The 16,236-nt window shown below is 63.3% G+C and carries 12 protein-coding genes; 8 read left to right on the top strand and 4 right to left on the bottom strand.

Translation table 11 applies throughout. The annotated features are described in order from the left end of the window. Positions 1–34 precede the first annotated feature (34 nt). The 7 genes from GTP41_RS22630 to GTP41_RS22600 all read left to right on the top strand — a co-directional run bounded on the left by GTP41_RS22630 (position 35) and on the right by GTP41_RS22600 (position 9,588). Positions 35–460, top strand: a complete 426-nt coding sequence (locus tag GTP41_RS22630; protein WP_161027855.1) for a type IV pilin protein — start codon at positions 35–37, stop codon at positions 458–460. Then, on the top strand, positions 448–1,086 hold the full coding sequence (locus tag GTP41_RS22625) for a pilus assembly FimT family protein (RefSeq protein WP_161027854.1): 639 nt from the start codon (positions 448–450) through the stop codon (positions 1,084–1,086). The genes GTP41_RS22630 and GTP41_RS22625 overlap by 13 nt, the downstream gene beginning before the upstream one ends. Further along, on the top strand, positions 1,083–1,520 hold the full coding sequence (locus GTP41_RS22620) for a type IV pilus modification PilV family protein (protein WP_161027853.1): 438 nt from the start codon (positions 1,083–1,085) through the stop codon (positions 1,518–1,520). The genes GTP41_RS22625 and GTP41_RS22620 overlap by 4 nt, the downstream gene beginning before the upstream one ends. Beyond that, a complete protein-coding gene (locus GTP41_RS22615; RefSeq protein WP_229503020.1) occupies positions 1,517–2,674 on the top strand; it encodes a PilW family protein in 1,158 nt (385 codons plus the stop codon). The genes GTP41_RS22620 and GTP41_RS22615 overlap by 4 nt, the downstream gene beginning before the upstream one ends. After that, entirely contained in the window at positions 2,674–3,270 is a 597-nt protein-coding gene (locus tag GTP41_RS22610; protein ID WP_229503019.1) for a pilus assembly PilX family protein, read from the top strand. Before GTP41_RS22615 ends, GTP41_RS22610 begins: the two co-directional genes overlap by 1 nt. A gap of 19 nt (positions 3,271–3,289) precedes the next feature. Then, positions 3,290–7,894 carry a pilus assembly protein gene (locus GTP41_RS22605; protein ID WP_161027852.1) on the top strand — a complete coding sequence of 1,535 codons (4,605 nt, stop codon included), beginning with the start codon at positions 3,290–3,292 and terminating at the stop codon, positions 7,892–7,894. 62 nt (positions 7,895–7,956) lie between these two features. Continuing rightward, a complete protein-coding gene (locus GTP41_RS22600; protein ID WP_161027851.1) occupies positions 7,957–9,588 on the top strand; it encodes a peptide chain release factor 3 in 1,632 nt (543 codons plus the stop codon). A gap of 132 nt (positions 9,589–9,720) precedes the next feature. Here the strand turns inward: GTP41_RS22600 and GTP41_RS22595 are convergent, their stop codons facing one another. The 4 genes from GTP41_RS22595 to GTP41_RS22580 form a co-directional block, all read right to left on the bottom strand. Further along, positions 9,721–11,610, bottom strand: a complete 1,890-nt coding sequence (locus tag GTP41_RS22595) for a putative bifunctional diguanylate cyclase/phosphodiesterase (RefSeq protein ID WP_161027850.1) — start codon at positions 11,608–11,610, stop codon at positions 9,721–9,723. Next, on the bottom strand, positions 11,607–12,146 hold the full coding sequence (locus GTP41_RS22590; protein ID WP_161027849.1) for a YfiR family protein: 540 nt from the start codon (positions 12,144–12,146) through the stop codon (positions 11,607–11,609). Before GTP41_RS22590 ends, GTP41_RS22595 begins: the two co-directional genes overlap by 4 nt. After that, positions 12,146–14,110 carry a TonB-dependent receptor plug domain-containing protein gene (locus GTP41_RS22585; protein WP_161027848.1) on the bottom strand — a complete coding sequence of 655 codons (1,965 nt, stop codon included), beginning with the start codon at positions 14,108–14,110 and terminating at the stop codon, positions 12,146–12,148. The genes GTP41_RS22590 and GTP41_RS22585 overlap by 1 nt, the downstream gene beginning before the upstream one ends. A 97-nt stretch (positions 14,111–14,207) precedes the next feature. Further along, positions 14,208–15,188: a GlxA family transcriptional regulator gene (locus GTP41_RS22580; RefSeq protein ID WP_161027847.1), complete on the bottom strand. Its 981-nt coding sequence runs from the start codon at positions 15,186–15,188 to the stop codon at positions 14,208–14,210. A 49-nt stretch (positions 15,189–15,237) separates the two neighbouring features. Here GTP41_RS22580 and GTP41_RS22575 point away from each other — a divergent pair, with 49 nt between their 5' ends. Further along, positions 15,238–16,176 (top strand): fatty acid desaturase family protein, encoded by a 939-nt coding sequence (locus tag GTP41_RS22575; protein ID WP_161027846.1) that lies wholly within the window; start codon positions 15,238–15,240, stop codon positions 16,174–16,176. Positions 16,177–16,236: the final 60 nt, after the last annotated feature.

Raw genomic sequence — 16,236 nt, 5'->3', positions numbered from 1 at the left:
CTATTCAAAGTCCAGCCGTGGGGAGCAGAGCATAATGAAACGCCAACAAGCAGGTTACACGCTGATGGAAGTGATGGTGGCTGTCACCATCGTGGGCATCATTACCGCCGTCGGCCTGCCGATTTACAGTGGTTACGTGAAACGCGGCCGCCTGACGGAAGCGTTCACCGGCCTGGGCGCCGGCCAGACCTCGGCCGAGCAGTACTGGGCCAACAACCGCACCTATGCCGGTTTTGAGGGCGCCGCCTCGTTCCCGAAAAACGGCAAGAACTTCGACTTCGCCCTGAGCAACGCCAGCCCCAGCGGCTACACCCTGAGTGCGACCGGCAAAGGCATGGTGCAGGGCTTCACGTACACCATCGACCAGAACGGCAACCGCAAGACCACGGCGGTGCCGGCCGGCTACACCACCAATGACAGCTGCTGGGTCGACCGGGAGGGCGGACGATGCACCAATTAACTTCCATCGGCGCGCGGCAGCGTGGTGCGACCTTGCTGGAACTGGTGCTGGGGGTCGGCATTGTCAGCTTCACCCTGGCGTTGGGGGTGCCGTCCATGTCGCACTGGCTGCAGACCAACAAGGCCAAGGCCACTGGCGAATTTTATGCCGACGGCCTGGCCACGGCGCGCCGCCAGGCGCAAAGCCACAACGCGCGCAGCCGTATCGTGCTGAGCGAGAACGCGGCCAATGGCCAGTACAACTGGCAGATCGACATCTGCTTCCCGCAACCGGATGCGCAATGCACCACCGACTCGGCCGGCTGGTCCACTGTTGACAAGCCGGCCGCCAACGACCCGCAAGGCGCGCAGGGCTACAAGTCCGTGTTCCGCTCGGCGGTCAGCCTGCCGCCGGCCACGGTGGCGGCGCCGGTCCTGCAGCCGGCCTCGGCGCGTGAGATTTACTTTACCGAGCTGGGTTGGGTGGATCCGGCGGTCGAGGACCGCCTGCAAAGCATCCGCCTCAATCCGGGCGACGATTTCAAGGATGACGTGCCGACCGTGGCGCTGGTGGTCACCCTGTCCGGCATGACCACCAAGTGCGATCCAACGCGCGGCAGCGGCGATTCGAGGGCTTGTCCAGAATGAATACCATCCATTTCAAGAAGCAGGGCGGCGCCGCCATGATCGAAGCGGTGGTGGCGGTGATCCTGCTGGCCGTGGGCCTGCTGGGCACCGTGGCCATGCAGGCGCGCTCGTACGCCGCCATCAACGACGCCGGCATGCGCGCCGAGGCGACCCTGGCGGCCGACCGCCTGGTCGGCATTGTCAGCAACGATTACGACAACATCGACCAGTACGTGTTCACGGCCAAGGATAAAAAGCAGCCCAGCACCGCCCTCAAACCGTGGATGGGCGAGACCCTGGACGCGATTCCCGGCGCCGCCGTGGACGTGGCGGTGGTGCGCGGCGTGACGCAGACCCAGGTCGATATCACCATCGCATGGCAGCGGCGCCAGAACGAAGAGCCGAACAAGCATGTGATGACGACCTACATCATGAATCCGAAGGGGATGCCATGAGCCGCCGCTACGCTATGCGCCGCACGCGCGGCTTTTCGATGGTGGAACTGATGGTCAGCGTGGTGGTGGGCATGCTGGCGGTGATGTTCGCCACGCGCCTGCTGGCCACCTCGGAAACCGACAAGGCGGCCGCCCTGGGCAGTTCGGACAGCATGCAGAACGGCATGCTGGCGCTGTTCTCGCTGAACTTCGACGCGGCCCAGGCGGGGTGGGGCATCAACGACACCCTGGTCAACGGCTGCAACACCCTACTGGCCGACGCCGAGGGCTTCGCGCTGCCGAGCGTGAAGCGCGGCGGCGTGGACAGCACGCCGCTGGCGCCGGTGGTCATCATCAACAACGGCGAGCGTTCCGACGTGATCAGCCTGAACTCGGCCGGCAGCCAGTCCGGTGTCGGCAATGTGTCGCTGGCCGACCTGTATGCCGGCGGCAGCGAGATCCGCGTCAGCACCAATAATCCGTTCGGCTTCAACACGGGCGACGTGATCGTGGTGGTGCCGGAACCGGCCGGCGGCGACTGCAGCATCGCCCAGCTGTCCGGCGTGGCCACCGACATCCTGCAAATCGCCAGTGGCCGCTACAACAGCGGCGCCGGCTTGCTGGGCGGCGTGTACAACCAGGGCAGCAAGGCGCGCGTGTTCAACCTGGGCCCGGCCGACAAGCTCGCGCTGCACACCTGGTCGGTGCAGCGCGGCGTGCTGCGCCTGCGCGCCTCGAATATGCGCGACAGCACCGACGCGCCGAAGGCGGTGGTGGACAACGTGGTGGCGATCAAGGCGCAATACGGCTTTGACCTGCGCGCCGGCTTCGATCCCGTGTACGGCTCGCAAGTGAGCAGCTGGAGTTCGGACATGCTGGACGCCGACGGCGACGGCGTGGCCGGCGATGCCGGTGACTTCCAGCGCGTGACCGCGGTGCGCCTGGCCGTGGTGGCGCGCAGCCAGGTGCCGGACAAGCCGCAGAATTCCGACGGCACCTGCACCACCACCACGCAGAAGCTGACCATCTTTGAAACGCAGACCCCGTCCGGCGTGGCGCCGATGCCGGTGACCGTGGCGCTGGATACGGAAGGGGACGCGATCCACTGGTCCTGCTACCGTTACCGCGCGTTCGAAACCGTGGTCCAGATCCGCAACAACGCCTGGAGGCCCTGATGCGCAAGCCTTTCCCAATCATGCGCCGCCAGCGCGGCCTGTCCGTGCCGATCATGCTGATCATGCTGGGGGTGATGCTGGCGTCCAGCATCTACATGCTGCGGTCGAGTAATTCGACCACGCTGACCACGGCCAACCTGGCCTACGAAACCTCGCTCGCCAAGGCGGCCGACTTGGGCATCCACCAGGCCTACGCATGGCTCGCGGCCACCCCGCGCGCCGCGCTCTGGAACGATGTGCAGGCCGCCGGCTACCGCGCCACCACCAATCCGGCGCCGGGCAGGGGACCGTCCGACAAGGAGTACTGGATGGGGTCGGCCAAGTTGGTGGACGCCGCCGGCAACCAGGTGGAGTATGTGATCCACCGCCTGTGCACGTTCGAAGGGCCGTTCGACCAGGGGCAGCCGGCCAACTCCTGCGCGCTTACTTCCTCCAAGCAGGACACCAGCGGCCGCGCCGGCGTCGGCGACAGCCTGTCGTCGGACGCGCCGACGTATTTTGAAGCGCCACAGCTCTCCTACGTCATCACGTCCCGCATCAGCGGCCCGCGCGGTGGCAATGTCATGAACCAGGCAATCGTCATGATGGGGCCTTAAGAAAGCTAGGACTACGACCATGAAAAAACTATCTACCCTTGTCGCGGCCAGTGCCGCGCTGGCTTCGGCCCTGCTGCCTGGCGCGGCCGAAGCAGCCAAGACCAATATCGCCCAGGTGCCGCTGCTGAACATCAGCGGCACCGGCACGGTGAAACCGAACCTGATGCTGTTGTTCGATAACTCCGGCTCGATGGAATCGCATTTCACGCCGGACAATGTGAACGACAACCTGTGCCGCTCGCTGGCCACGCTGGAAGCGGGGCAGACCGCCTGCAGTCCCGGCCACCCGCCGTTCATGAGTCCTGATTTCAACCGCCAGTATTACAATCCGCGCATCCGCTACCAGGCGCCGATCAAATGGGACGGCAGCAGCTACCCGGACCAAACGGCGGGCAACACCGCCAGTTGGACCGTCGTCAACAGCGATGGCTTCGGAAAACTGAACCGCAATCTGTCCGGCAACAGCGACACCACCATCAACCTGGTGACCGAGTTCCCCGACCTGGCCTGGTGCCTGGACACGGACTGCAAGCTGAATAGCAATTACTCCTACCCGGACAAGACCTATTCCACCAGCAAGGCGGTAAGCGGCGCCCCGTACTACTACAATATCGTGGTCTCCGAGTACTGCGTCGACGACACCATGAAGAAGTGCGTCTCGACCACGCCGGGCGCCAGCGCCCCGGCCGGCTACCCGGTCCCGGCCAAAGTACGCTGGTGCGATTCGACCAAGCTGACCAACTGCCAGGCAAAGCAGGTGGGCGCCTTCAAGTGGCCCAAGTTCTCCACGCCGCTGGCCACCAACAAGGCCTTCGGCACGCTGGCGGTGGGCGCCAGCAATACCGCCACGTCGCTGAACGTCAACTTTGTCGCCGTGCGCAACCCGGCCAGCGGCACCGCGACCACTATCACCAGCGGCACCATGACCGCCAGCACCGGCACCGACACGCTCGCCAAGCGCGCGGCATTGGCCAGCGCCATCGCCGCCAACATCATCGCCACCAACAAGGCTTCGCCTGGCACCAACCCTTACTGGGCCTGTGTGCGTGCGCCGGTCGGCCAGCCGACGGTGTCGGCCTGCTCGAGCCACGGCATTACCCTGAGCTCGGACGACGTGGTGGCCGTGATGCCGATCAAGTGCAGCGCCGCGCCCAAGGACATGGCCAACTGCGAGCTGCTGCCGGACGACGTGACGCTGAATACCCGCGCCGGCTGGATCATCAGCGCCGAGTCGAACCAGGTGCGCCCGGTGCCAAGCGCCAACTGGCCCGCCACGGCCTTGCTGAATGTGGAAGGCAAGACCGGTAACAATACCGCTGCCACCATCTCCCAGATCAAACTGGGCACCAAGACCCTGGTGAGCACCAGCATTGACCTGGGCAAGAACTCGGATCAGTTCAAGGTATCCGGCCTGATCCGCACCGCCATCAACAACGCCAAGATCCCCGGCGTGGTGGCCTATGTGGGCGGCGACCAGTCCAACAAGATGTGCGCCGGCCTGGATGCGTCCTGGGTGTGCGTGGCCGATACCGCCGGCGCCAAAGGGGTGAACCTGTCGATCACCCATACCGTTACCGGCAGCATCGACCTGAGCGATCGCTATGCCAGCGATACCGCCATCGACAGCATTCCGACATCGGCCATGCCGATCTCCAGCGGCATCAGCACCGCCTTCGCGCGCGTCGATATCCTGCCGGGCAATACCTATCCCAAGGTTGCGGCCCGCACCGACTGCGCCGGCGCGACCTGCAGCTATAACGAAGAGATGACCAACTTCGCCAACTGGTACACCTACTACAAGAGCCGCATGCAGATGATGAAGTCGGCCGTCGGCCTGGCCTTCTCCTCGCTGAATGCGAACTACCGCGTCGGCTACGCGCTGCTGTCGGAGGCGGCGGTTGGCGGCGCCATGAAGATGAAGCCGGCCGAGTTCACCGGCACCAACCGCTCCAACTTCTACACCAAGCTGTATGAAACCACCACCAGCGGCTCCACCCCGAGCCGCCCGGCGCTGGACAATGTGGGCCGCATGTTCTCCAACCTAGCCCCCTACGAGTATGCGGCCGGCGAGGAAGTGGTGCAGTTCCCCTGCCAGCAGAACTTCACCTTGTTCACGACCGACGGCTACTGGAACGGCGGTTCCACCGCCAACGTGGTGAACAACGACAACAAGGAAGACCCTACACGCTTCTGCACCCGCGCCGGCGGCTGCGTCGATACCCGCACCCAGGCCGCGCCTTCGCTGGCCGACGTCGCGCTGCACTGGTACAACGGCGGTTCCTCGACCAAAACGGTGGCCCTGCGCGGCGACGCGCTGGAAAAGGACCTGAGCAAGCCGGGCAAGGTGCCAGCCGGCGCCGGTGAAAACACCCACCTGCACATGAACACCTTCACCCTCGGCCTGGGCATGGACGGCCTGATGACCTACGAGAAGAACTACGCCACTTCGCCGAAAGTCGGCGGCGATTACTACAACGTGATCACCGGCGTGAAGACCGGCTGCCCATGGAATGGCGGCGGCGAGTGGGTCTGGCCTGATCCAGAAGTGGGCAGCTCCAGCAACACCGTGCAAGCCCGCGTGGACGACCTGTGGCACGCCGCCGTGAACGGCAAGGGCCTGTATTTCAGCGCCAACGAGCCGAAGGAAGTGGTGGACGGCCTGGCCGCAGCGCTGGGCAAGATGCAGCAGACCATCGGCGCCGCATCGGCCGCTGCGACCTCGACCCCGAACATTTCGCTGGAAGACAACGACATCTTCTCCGACACCTTCACCACCGTGAAATGGTACGGTGAACTGGCCGACCGCAAGATCGACACCGCCACCGGCGAAGTCAACCCGACCCCGGTCTGGACCACCACCGCCGTGCTGGGCAAGGATGTCGCCGCCGCCAGCGATAGCCGCAACATCTACAAGATGGACGAATCGGGCGCCCTGGAGAGCTTCACCTACGACAACCTGTCGGCGCTGGAGAAGTCCTGGTTCGACAGCAAGTGCACCTCGCTGCCGCAGTGCATCCTGCTGCCGGTCGAAGACCGTGCCAAAGTAGACAGCGGCGCCAATATGGTGAACTGGCTGCGCGGCCAGCAACAGCACGGCGACGACAAGATCTTCCGCGCCTACACCAAGACCGACTTTACGCCGAACGGTGCGTCCGGGCCGATTCCGATCGTGCTGGGCGATATCGCTTCGTCCAAGCCGGCCTACCTGCGCGAGCCGCGTAAGAGCTACACCACGGCCGGCTATTCCAACTACAAGGCCGAGTATGGCGCGCGTCCGGCCACGGTGTTTACCGCCGCCAACGACGGCATGCTGCACGCCTTCGACGCCAGCAACGGCGAGGAGCGCTTTGCCTACGTGCCGCGCATCACCATGAGCAAGCTGTGGAACCTGACCAGCACCACCTACGCCACCAACCACATCTTCACCACCGACGGTTCGCCGGAGCTGGGCGATGTGCAGATCGGCGGCAAGTGGCGCACCGTGATGGTGGCGGGCCTGAACGGCGGCGGGCGCGGTTTCTACGCACTGGACGTGACGGAAGCCGACAAAGGCATCGTCAAGCCGCTGTGGGAGCTGTGCGCCAACGCTACCGTTTGCCCGGCCAATAATGATCCGGACATCGGCCTGACGTTCGGTAACCCGCAGTTCGGCCTGTGGAACGGCAAATGGGTGGTGCTGCTGACGTCCGGCTATAACAATGCGCCAGGCGTGGACGGCGTGAATACCGGCGACGGCAAGGGCTACCTGTACATCGTGGATGTGGCTTCCGGCGCGATCCTGAAAAAGATCAGCACCGGCAAGGGCGATACCACCACGCCTTCGGGCCTGGCCAAGATCACCGCTATCACCGCCGATCCGGCCACCGATCCTGTCTTCACCTACGTGTATGGCGGCGACAACGACGGCCGCATGTGGCGCTTCGACCTGACCAATGCTTCCGGTGCGGTGACGGTGGTGGAAATGGCCGATGCCGGCGTGAAGCAGCCAATCACGGCGCGTCCGGATGTGACGCTGTGCTCCGTCAAGGACGCCAACGGCGATATCAGCACGCAGCGCGTGGTGCTGTTCGGTACCGGCCGCCTGCTGGACGTACCCGACACCACCAATACCGATGTGCAGAGCCTGTATCTGGTAAAGGACACCGGCGTCAAAGTCGATGTGCGCGGCAGCGGTATGGTGGAGAAGGTGTTGAGCGAAAGCGGCGCCAACTCCTCCGTCATCACCATCAGCGAGAACGACGTGAACCTGCTGACCAAGAGCGGCTGGTTCTTCGACTGGAAACTGAACGAGGGCGAGCGCATGAATCTGGATCCGAAGATCGTCAGCGGCGTGGCCAACGTGGTGACCAATATCCCGAGCTCGGAGTCCTCCTGCTCGGTGGGCGGCACCAGTAACTACTACGGCGTGGATGTTTGCAAAGGCTTTGGTGTAAGCAGCAATGTTGTCGGCGGCACCCTGTCGAATACCTCGGCTGCGGTGGGCTTCATCATCGTCCGCCTGCCGAAGGGCGAGCTGAAGATGATTACCACCACCGCCAAGGGCGAAACCATCACCAAGCCGGTCAAGGAACTGAAGTCGGCCGAGGTGCACCCGGCAGGCTGGCGCCGGGTGAAAGGCGACTAAAAGAGGGCGGACTGATGGTAAAATAGCGGGTTTTCCGTCTGCGCCAACCGCTGGCTGCCATCATGTCTGACGATATCCAAGTTCAATCTACGAGCAAGACTCCCGCGCTGATCGCGCGGGAGGTCGCGCGCCGCCGTACTTTCGGCATTATTTCCCACCCGGATGCGGGTAAAACCACGCTGACCGAAAAGCTGCTGCTGTTCTCGGGCGCGATTCAGATGGCCGGTACCGTGAAGGCGCGTAAGAGCGGCCGCCACGCCACCTCCGACTGGATGGAGATCGAAAAGCAGCGCGGCATTTCCGTGGCTTCCTCGGTGATGCAGTTTGAGTTCCGCGACCACATCATCAACCTGCTGGACACCCCGGGCCACCAGGACTTCTCCGAAGACACCTATCGCGTGCTGACCGCGGTCGACTCCGGCCTGATGGTGATCGACGCCGCCAAGGGCGTGGAAGCGCAGACCATCAAGCTGCTCGACGTCTGCCGCATGCGCCATACGCCGATCGTGACCTTCATGAACAAGCTGGACCGCGAATGCCGCGATCCGCTGGAGCTGCTGGATGAAGTCGAATCCGTGCTGAAGATCCAGTGCGCGCCGGTGACCTGGCCGATCGGCATGGGCAAGAACTTCCGCGGCGTGTACCACCTGATCAACGACGAAATCCTGCTGTTCCGCGCCGGTGAAGAGAGCTTGCAGGGCTTCGAGGTGATCAAGGGCATTGATAACCCGCGCCTGCAAGAGATGTTCCCGATGGAGATGGACCAGCTGCGCATGGAAGTGGAGCTGGTGCACGGCGCCTCGCATCCATTCAGCCTGGAAGACTTCCTGGCTGGTAAGCAGACCCCGGTCTTCTTCGGCTCCGCGATCAATAACTTCGGCGTGCGCGAGATTCTGTCCGCGCTGGTCGATTGGGCGCCGGCGCCGGAATCGCGCGATGCAACCGTGCGTACCGTGCAGCCGACCGAAGAAAAGTTTTCCGGCTTCGTGTTCAAGATCCAGGCCAATATGGATCCGGCGCACCGCGACCGTATCGCTTTCCTGCGCGTGTGCTCGGGCCGTTTCGAACGCGGCATGAAGGTCAAGCACCTGCGCCTGAACCGCGAGGTGAAGGTGTCTTCCGTGGTGACGTTCATGGCGTCGTCGCGCGAACAGGTGGAAGAGGCATACGCGGGCGATATCATCGGCCTGCCGAACCACGGCAATATGCAGATCGGCGATTCCTTCTCGGAAGGCGAGATGCTGCAGTTCACCGGCATTCCTTACTTCGCGCCGGACTTCTTCCGCCAGGTGCGGATTCGTAATCCGCTCAAGATCAAGCAGCTGCAGAAGGGCTTGCAGCAGCTGGGCGAAGAGGGCGCTGTGCAGGTGTTCAAGCCGGTGCAGGGCGGTGAAGTGGTGCTGGGCGCGGTGGGCGTGCTGCAGTTCGAGGTGGTTGCCTCGCGCTTGCTGAACGAATATGGCGTGGATGCGGTGTTTGAGGGTACCTCGATCAGCACTGCGCGCTGGGTTTCGAGCGACGACAAGAAGGCGTTGGCCGACTTTGAAGCCGCTTTGGGTCACAACGTGGCCTACGACGCGGCGGGTAACCTGGCTTACCTGGCAACCTCCGGCGTGAATCTGCGCCTGACCCAGGAGCGCTGGCCTAAACTGACGTTCCACGCTACGCGCGAGCACGCCACTAAGCTGGACTAAACCCGGCAAGCGACCACTGATTTTGGGTCTAGGCCTTTGACTTTCGACGAAGATCAACGGCGCACAACCGAAACCCCGAACGCTTGAATGGACGGGGTCTGACCCTTGGGTCAGACCCCGGTTTCCCGGTTTTCAGGCAGCCCAGAGTTTACCTTCCCGCAAAAGCGCCTCCAACTGCTCCGCCGGCATCGGCCGCGCAAAGTAGAACCCCTGCATCACATCACACCCCGCATCCGACAGGAACGCCACCTGTTCCTCAGTCTCCACGCCCTCCGCCACAACGCTGAGATTAAGCGAATGCGCCATCGCAATAATCGCCTTGGCAATCGCCGCCCCATCCCCCGGCACCGAATTCACAAAGCTCCGGTCAATCTTCAACTGATCAATCGGGAACCGCTTCAAATACGCCATGGACGAATACCCCGTCCCAAAATCATCGATGGACAAGTGAATCCCCGCCGCCTGAATCTTATGCAGCAAGGCGATATTCGCATTCACATTCTCCATCAGCACACCCTCGGTAATCTCCAGTTCCAGCAAACGCGGAGGCAAACCCGTCTCCATCAACAAAGCCTGCACCTCATACATCAACTGCACATCCTTCGTCTGGCAAGCAGAAAGGTTCACCGCCACATGCTCAATATCCTCCAATAGGCCCATCTTGCGCCAAGCCGCCGCCTGCCGGATCGCCGTCTGCAGCACCCAGCGCCCAAGCGGAACGATGACACCGCTTTCCTCCGCCACCGGAATAAACTCCGCCGGACTCACAGGCCCGCCCAGCGCAGCACAATTCCAGCGTGCCAGCACCTCCATGCCCCGCATACGCCCCGAGCGCACATCGATCTGCGGCTGATAGTGCAAAGACAGCTCATTATTCTGCAAAGCCTTGCGCAGGTTAGCCTCCAGCGCCAAACGCTTGCTTGCCTTGGCCGCCATATCCTCATGGAAGACCTCATAGGCGTTCTTGCCCTTGTTCTTAGCGTGGTACATGGCGATATCCGCACAGCGGATCACCGCCGCCGAATCGCCCGCATCCTTCGGATACACGCTCACCCCGATGCTGGCGCTGACGAAAAGCTGATGCGTCTCCACCATGAACGGGTCCGCCAAGGCACGCAAGATCTTGCGCGCCACCTGGTCCGGCTCCACCTCGTCATCCGCCGGCTCCACGATCACCACAAACTCATCGCCACCGATGCGGCAGATGATGTCCGTGCTGCGCAGCGTCTGCGTAAGCCGCTCCGCCACCAGCCGCAGCAACTTGTCGCCCGTATCGTGCCCCAGCGTATCGTTCACCACCTTGAAATTGTCCAGGTCCAGCAACAGCAAGCTGACCGCCGTCTCCTGCCGGTCCGCGCGCTTGAGCGTATACGCCAGCTTATCGTTAAAGGCATTCCGGTTCGGCAGGCAGGTCACGGGATCAACGTGCGCCAACAAATGCAGGTTCTGCTCCGCCTGCGCCACCGCCGCCCGCATGCGCCGCACCAGCAGCCAAGCCAGCGCAAAGGAACCCAGCGTCGCAATTGCGGTAAAGCCGGCAAAGGCAAACGCGCGCCGGTACAGCGGCAGCAATGTGGCACGGATCGACACCGAACCCACGATCTTCTTATCGATACGGACCGGCTCCTGCACCTCGATGTAATCCATGCCGTAGTAATGCAGCGACTCCCCGCCAGCGCTCTGCGGCAGCTCCGGCACCGGCGCGCCATTGCGGCGGAACTGCGCCAGCGGCATGCTGCCCAAGCTGATATTCGCACTCTGCACGCTGGGCGAAGCCGACAAGCCGCCCAGGATTTCCTCCGCCGCCCGCGCATCGCTGAAGAGAAGGGCAGCCGTGCTGTTATTGCCCACGATGCGCGCCTGCACCTGCAAGTCGCGCAGCAAAGTGCTGCGCAAAGCCAGGAACTGGAACACCACCATCAGCAAGCCAGCCAGGCACAAGGCCGCACCCGCCGCCAGCATGGTCGAGCGCACCACCTTGCTGCCGATCGGCAGCAGCGCGATTTTCTTATGCGCCTTCATTGGACGCTCCTTGCCAGGCGCAGCAGCTTGGAGCTCAAGGTCAAGCGCGCCAGCTTGACCGGCACCAGGTCCACATCGAAGCCCACGCGGCGATTGTCGATGCCAAACGAAATCATCGCGCCATTGGCACCGATGATCCGATCATCCGCCACGGTCAGCACGCTGCTGGTGGCCAGGTCGTGCTTGAGCAGAGGCCAGCGCTCGCGATCCTGCGCATCGAGCACCAGCAAGTGGCAGCTCGCCAGCTGCGCCGCACCGGGCGCCCCCGGCAAGGTGCGCACCAAAAGCCGGTGCCCGTTGACCTGCTTCTCCTGCAGGCCCGTCAACGCAGTAAGCAAGGCATTCCCCTGGAAAACGCATAAACGCAGCGGCGAGCTGGCTGGCAGTGTGTCCGACGGCCATTCCGTGAACACCGCAAAATTAAACAGGATGGCCGCTTTCAGCTCCGCCTCATCCGCGCCCGTCGGCAACTGCGCGCTCGCCAGCCCGCAGGACAGCAGCAGGCAGGAAAGGAGGAGGGCAAGGTGGGCGCGCATCAGTAGGCCACCTTCACCTTAAAGTAGGCACGGCGCCCGTCCTGTTCGATGGTGCGCTGGACGTAGGCCACTGAGGCAGGGTCGGCATAGCGCCTGTCGAACAGGTTGCTGACGCCGAGCGCCAGGTCAAAGTGACGCGTCAAGCCAATGGTGTACAGGTTCAGGTTTGCCAGGACATAGCCGCCAGCCTCGCCCCGGCCCAATAAGCTGCGCGCGCTGACATACTGGCCCTCCAGGCCTGCATGCCATGCGCCGTGAAGCCGCGCAGCCGCGTTCAGCTTCGCCAGCCAGTGCGGCGAATTGACCTCATTTGTGCTGGCCGAAACACGCTGCCGCGCAACGCTGGCCCGCAAGCTGGCGCCGCGCGTGAAGCAATGCTCGTATTCAAACTCGACGCCGCGTGCGGTGGCATGTGCAAAGTTGCGGAAGATCGGCAAGCCCTGGTCCAGATCTTCAACCTGGGTGATCAGGCTCGACGCACGGTTCGAGTAGGCGCTGAGCGTGAAGCGAGCGTTCGTGCCCATGCGCCGCACCAATGACAGCTCATGGCTGCGAATGCGCTCGCGGCCCAGCTCCGGATTGGCGAGCTGTCCGCCTTGCCCGTCTATGCCATAGAACATCTCATAGCTATTCGGCGCGCGGAACGCACTGCCATAGATCGCCTTGACGGTCGTGCCCTGCGCCACTTCCGCAATCAAAGCAAGGCGCGGATTAAACACACCGCCGGTGCTGGTCTCGCGGTCGTAGCGCAGGCCCGCATTCAGCAAGACCCCGTCGGCCAGCGTAATCTCATCCTGCAGGTAGATGCCCAGCCGCTTGCCCTGCGCCTTGTCGTCGAGGTAGACCTCGAACGGTTCGGTGTCGAAGTTCTTTTGCGAGAGGTCGTGGTTGTACTGATAGTCCGCACCGAGGACCAGCTTGTGCGACTGGCCCAGCTGCATGAACAGCGAAACATCGGTGCCCCACCAGCGCGCACGGGTGATGTCCCGGTTGATGGTCCCGAACGGAACCTGGTTCACGTAGTGCCCCTCGTAGTAATACTCACCGTGGTACAGCCGCGCCGTCAGTTCGCCATGCAATGGCAGGATGGCGTTGCGGTAGCCAAGGTCCACCAGCCGCAAGCGGTCCAGCGTCTGCGACCCGGGCACGTTGAAAGGCTGCCCAAACGAAGCAGTAGGGATGCTTTTGGTGCGCTCACCGCTCAACAGCATGAGCGACCAGGGCTCCCACTGGCCGCGCGCGAAGAAGCGGCTCGCGTGCTCCCAGTCCAGACCTATGGCGCTGGCGCCGTGTTCGGGGAAGTAAAGGTCGCGTCCATCGCTCAGTGTGCGGTTCGCGCCGAGCACCAGCTCCGCATCGGCGTTGCGCCAGGCGTAGCTCGCGCTGCCGCCGCGCGCGCGTCCCTGGCCCGCTTCCAGCGTCGCGCGCGTGCCTTCGATATCCTGCGCACGACGCGTGATCACGTTAATGACGCCGAAGAGTGCATTCGCGCCGTAGACGGAGGACCCAGGCCCCGGCACAAACTCGATCCGGTCCACCAGCTCCAGGTCCAGCGGGAACTCGCCGCCAAGCAGCGCCTGGTCGAATACGGGATCATTGATGCGCGTACCGTTAATCTGCAGCAGGAAGCGCGCATTCAGATCGCCCGGCCGCAGGAACCCGCGCGCACCCACATAGCTGTAGCTGCGGTCACTACTGGTGTACACGCCACGGATGCTGCGCAGCGCATCAGCCAGCGTGCGCCAGCCGTAGGCGCGAATATCAGCCGACGTCAGTACGGTCACATTGGAAGGCGCTTGCGAGGTTTTCTGGTTGAAGCGGGAGGCGCTATACACCTCCATCGACATCAGTTGCTCAAGCGGCAAAGTAGTCAGGTCGGCATCTTGCGCGCAAGCGTTCGCCGCCGCGAGCAGCCAGACTGCCAGCGGCCCTCTGCCAAGGCCATGCAGTGCACTGTGTCTCATCCCGTTGCATCGTTCTTATAGTGGTGGTACATGGTGGCATTGCCATGTGGGAATGTACAGCCCGATAGAAGCTGTCAGCACCTTTTAACAACAACCATTAGCTGGACAGCAATGTTCTCCACGCACTAGGCGGCTGTCCCGCAACCTGCTTGAACGCACGCCGGAAAACCGCCTCATCGCTGAAGCCGCACTCAATCGCCACGCGCCGCAAGCTGTTGCCGGGGCGCGCCAGCAAACGCTTGGCTTGCTCCACGCGGCATTGCAGGATGTATTGCACCGGCGTAAGCCCCAGCACCGCCGCAAAGCGCCGCGCCAGCGTGCGCGTGCTCATCGCCACATGGCGCGCCACATCATCCGGCGTGATGCCGGCGCAGCAGTGCTGTTCGATGTAGGTTTGCGCCGCCTCCACGCGCGCATCGCCGTGCTGGTGACGGCTATTGGCATTCACCGCCGCCTGCTCATAAGACAACTGGCGCGATGAATTCGCATAGCGCGCAAATTTCAGCGCCGCTTTCTCGCCGTGGAATCGACTGACCAGGTGCGCGCAAGCGTCGATAGTCGGCGCAATGCTCGCCGCCGTGACCAGGCGCCCGTCGATGACCAAGGGCGATTGCGGCGACAGCCTGACCGCAGGCCGGCTGGCTGCGATAGCGCGCCGGTCCGCCAGGTTGCAGGTAGCGTCCCGCCCATCCAGCAAGCCGGTTGCCGCGAGGAGCCGCACCCCACTGGCCGATGCAAGAATGCAGCCACCGCGTTCGTAGTGCTTAACGATCCATCGCACCAGGGCAGGGCGGTCCGGTGCTACGCCGTAGAAGGAAGGCAGCACCAGCACATCCGCCTGAGGCACATTGCGCAGGCTGCGCTCCGGCACAATCAGCGGGCCGGTGAAGGAGCGCACTGGCTGCAGTGTCGGCCCAACCAGCGTCACATCAAACATCGCCGCCGCAGCAAGGTCCGGCTCGCGCGCGTTCAGTGTGCCCGCCACTGCAAGCAGTTCGCGGATCAGCATGACGCCACCCATCCAGCATTGATGGTCGATATAGAGATTGACTGAGGTGGCGGAAAAAGTATGTTGCATGGCGAATACTGTACCATGCCATTGGACTTGCGGCGGTAGGATGGGCAGCATGAATATCCTCACCTACCTCAGCAAACAAGAACTGCGCGAATTCACGACCGCGGATAACGCACGCGCCTCCAGGGTTGTCGCCGTCAACATCGGATTGGTTGCATTGGGCTTCGCCTTGCCCGTGCTGTGGCGCCACCCAATCGCCTGGGTGCTCGCCTCCGCCTTGCTGGCCGGCCGCGCCCTCGGCTTCGCCATCCTCACGCACGACGCCGCGCACCTGAACTTCTTCACTTCACGCCCCGCCAACCAATGGTTTGGCAAATGGATTTTCGGCGCCTTGCCGAATGTGCCTTACGCCGCCTACCGGCGCGGCCACCTCGAACACCACCGCACCGCCGGCACTGGCGCCGACCCGGACTTGGTTTTCGTCAGCGGCTACCCCGCCACCCGCGCCAGTCTGTTGCGCAAACTCCTGCGTGATATCTCCGGCGTGAATGGCGTGAAAGGTATCATCTACCAATTCCAACCCACCGATCGCGGCGCCCTGTATCCCTTTTTCGTGATGCATGGCTTGATCGTCGCTACGCTATGGGCGCTCGGCATGCCGGAGGTCTACGCGTGCTGGTGGCTCGGCCAGACCTTCGTCTTCCCTCTGATCCTGCGCCTGCGCGTGATGGGCGAGCACGGCGGCGTCCCCGACCACATGGACCGCGACCCACGCCGCAACACCGCCACCACATTGGCGGGCCCTATTGCGCGCTTGTTCGTCGCGCCCAACTTCGTGAACTACCACACCGAACACCACATGGCCGCCACGGTGCCAGGTTACAAACTGCCAGCCGTACACAAGCTCCTGCGCGAGCGCGGCTACTTTGATGGCACCACCTGCCTCGCCACCTCCTATTGGGCGGTGATCCGCCGCTGCACCGCCACAAACAAAAACGCCGCAGAACGCCGCATACACGGCGCCCGCGGCGCTTTGGATAACATGCGCTGATGCTGGTCGGAAGGAATGATGAACGTGTTGATAGCCTTCAGATTCTGCTAACCGTCAATC

This window comes from Pseudoduganella guangdongensis (assembly GCF_009857475.1).
Classification (GTDB): Bacteria; Pseudomonadota; Gammaproteobacteria; order Burkholderiales; family Burkholderiaceae_D; genus Rugamonas; species Rugamonas guangdongensis.
The sequence above is the reverse complement of the archived record's forward strand: the minus strand, read 5'-3'. Positions and strand labels throughout refer to the sequence as shown.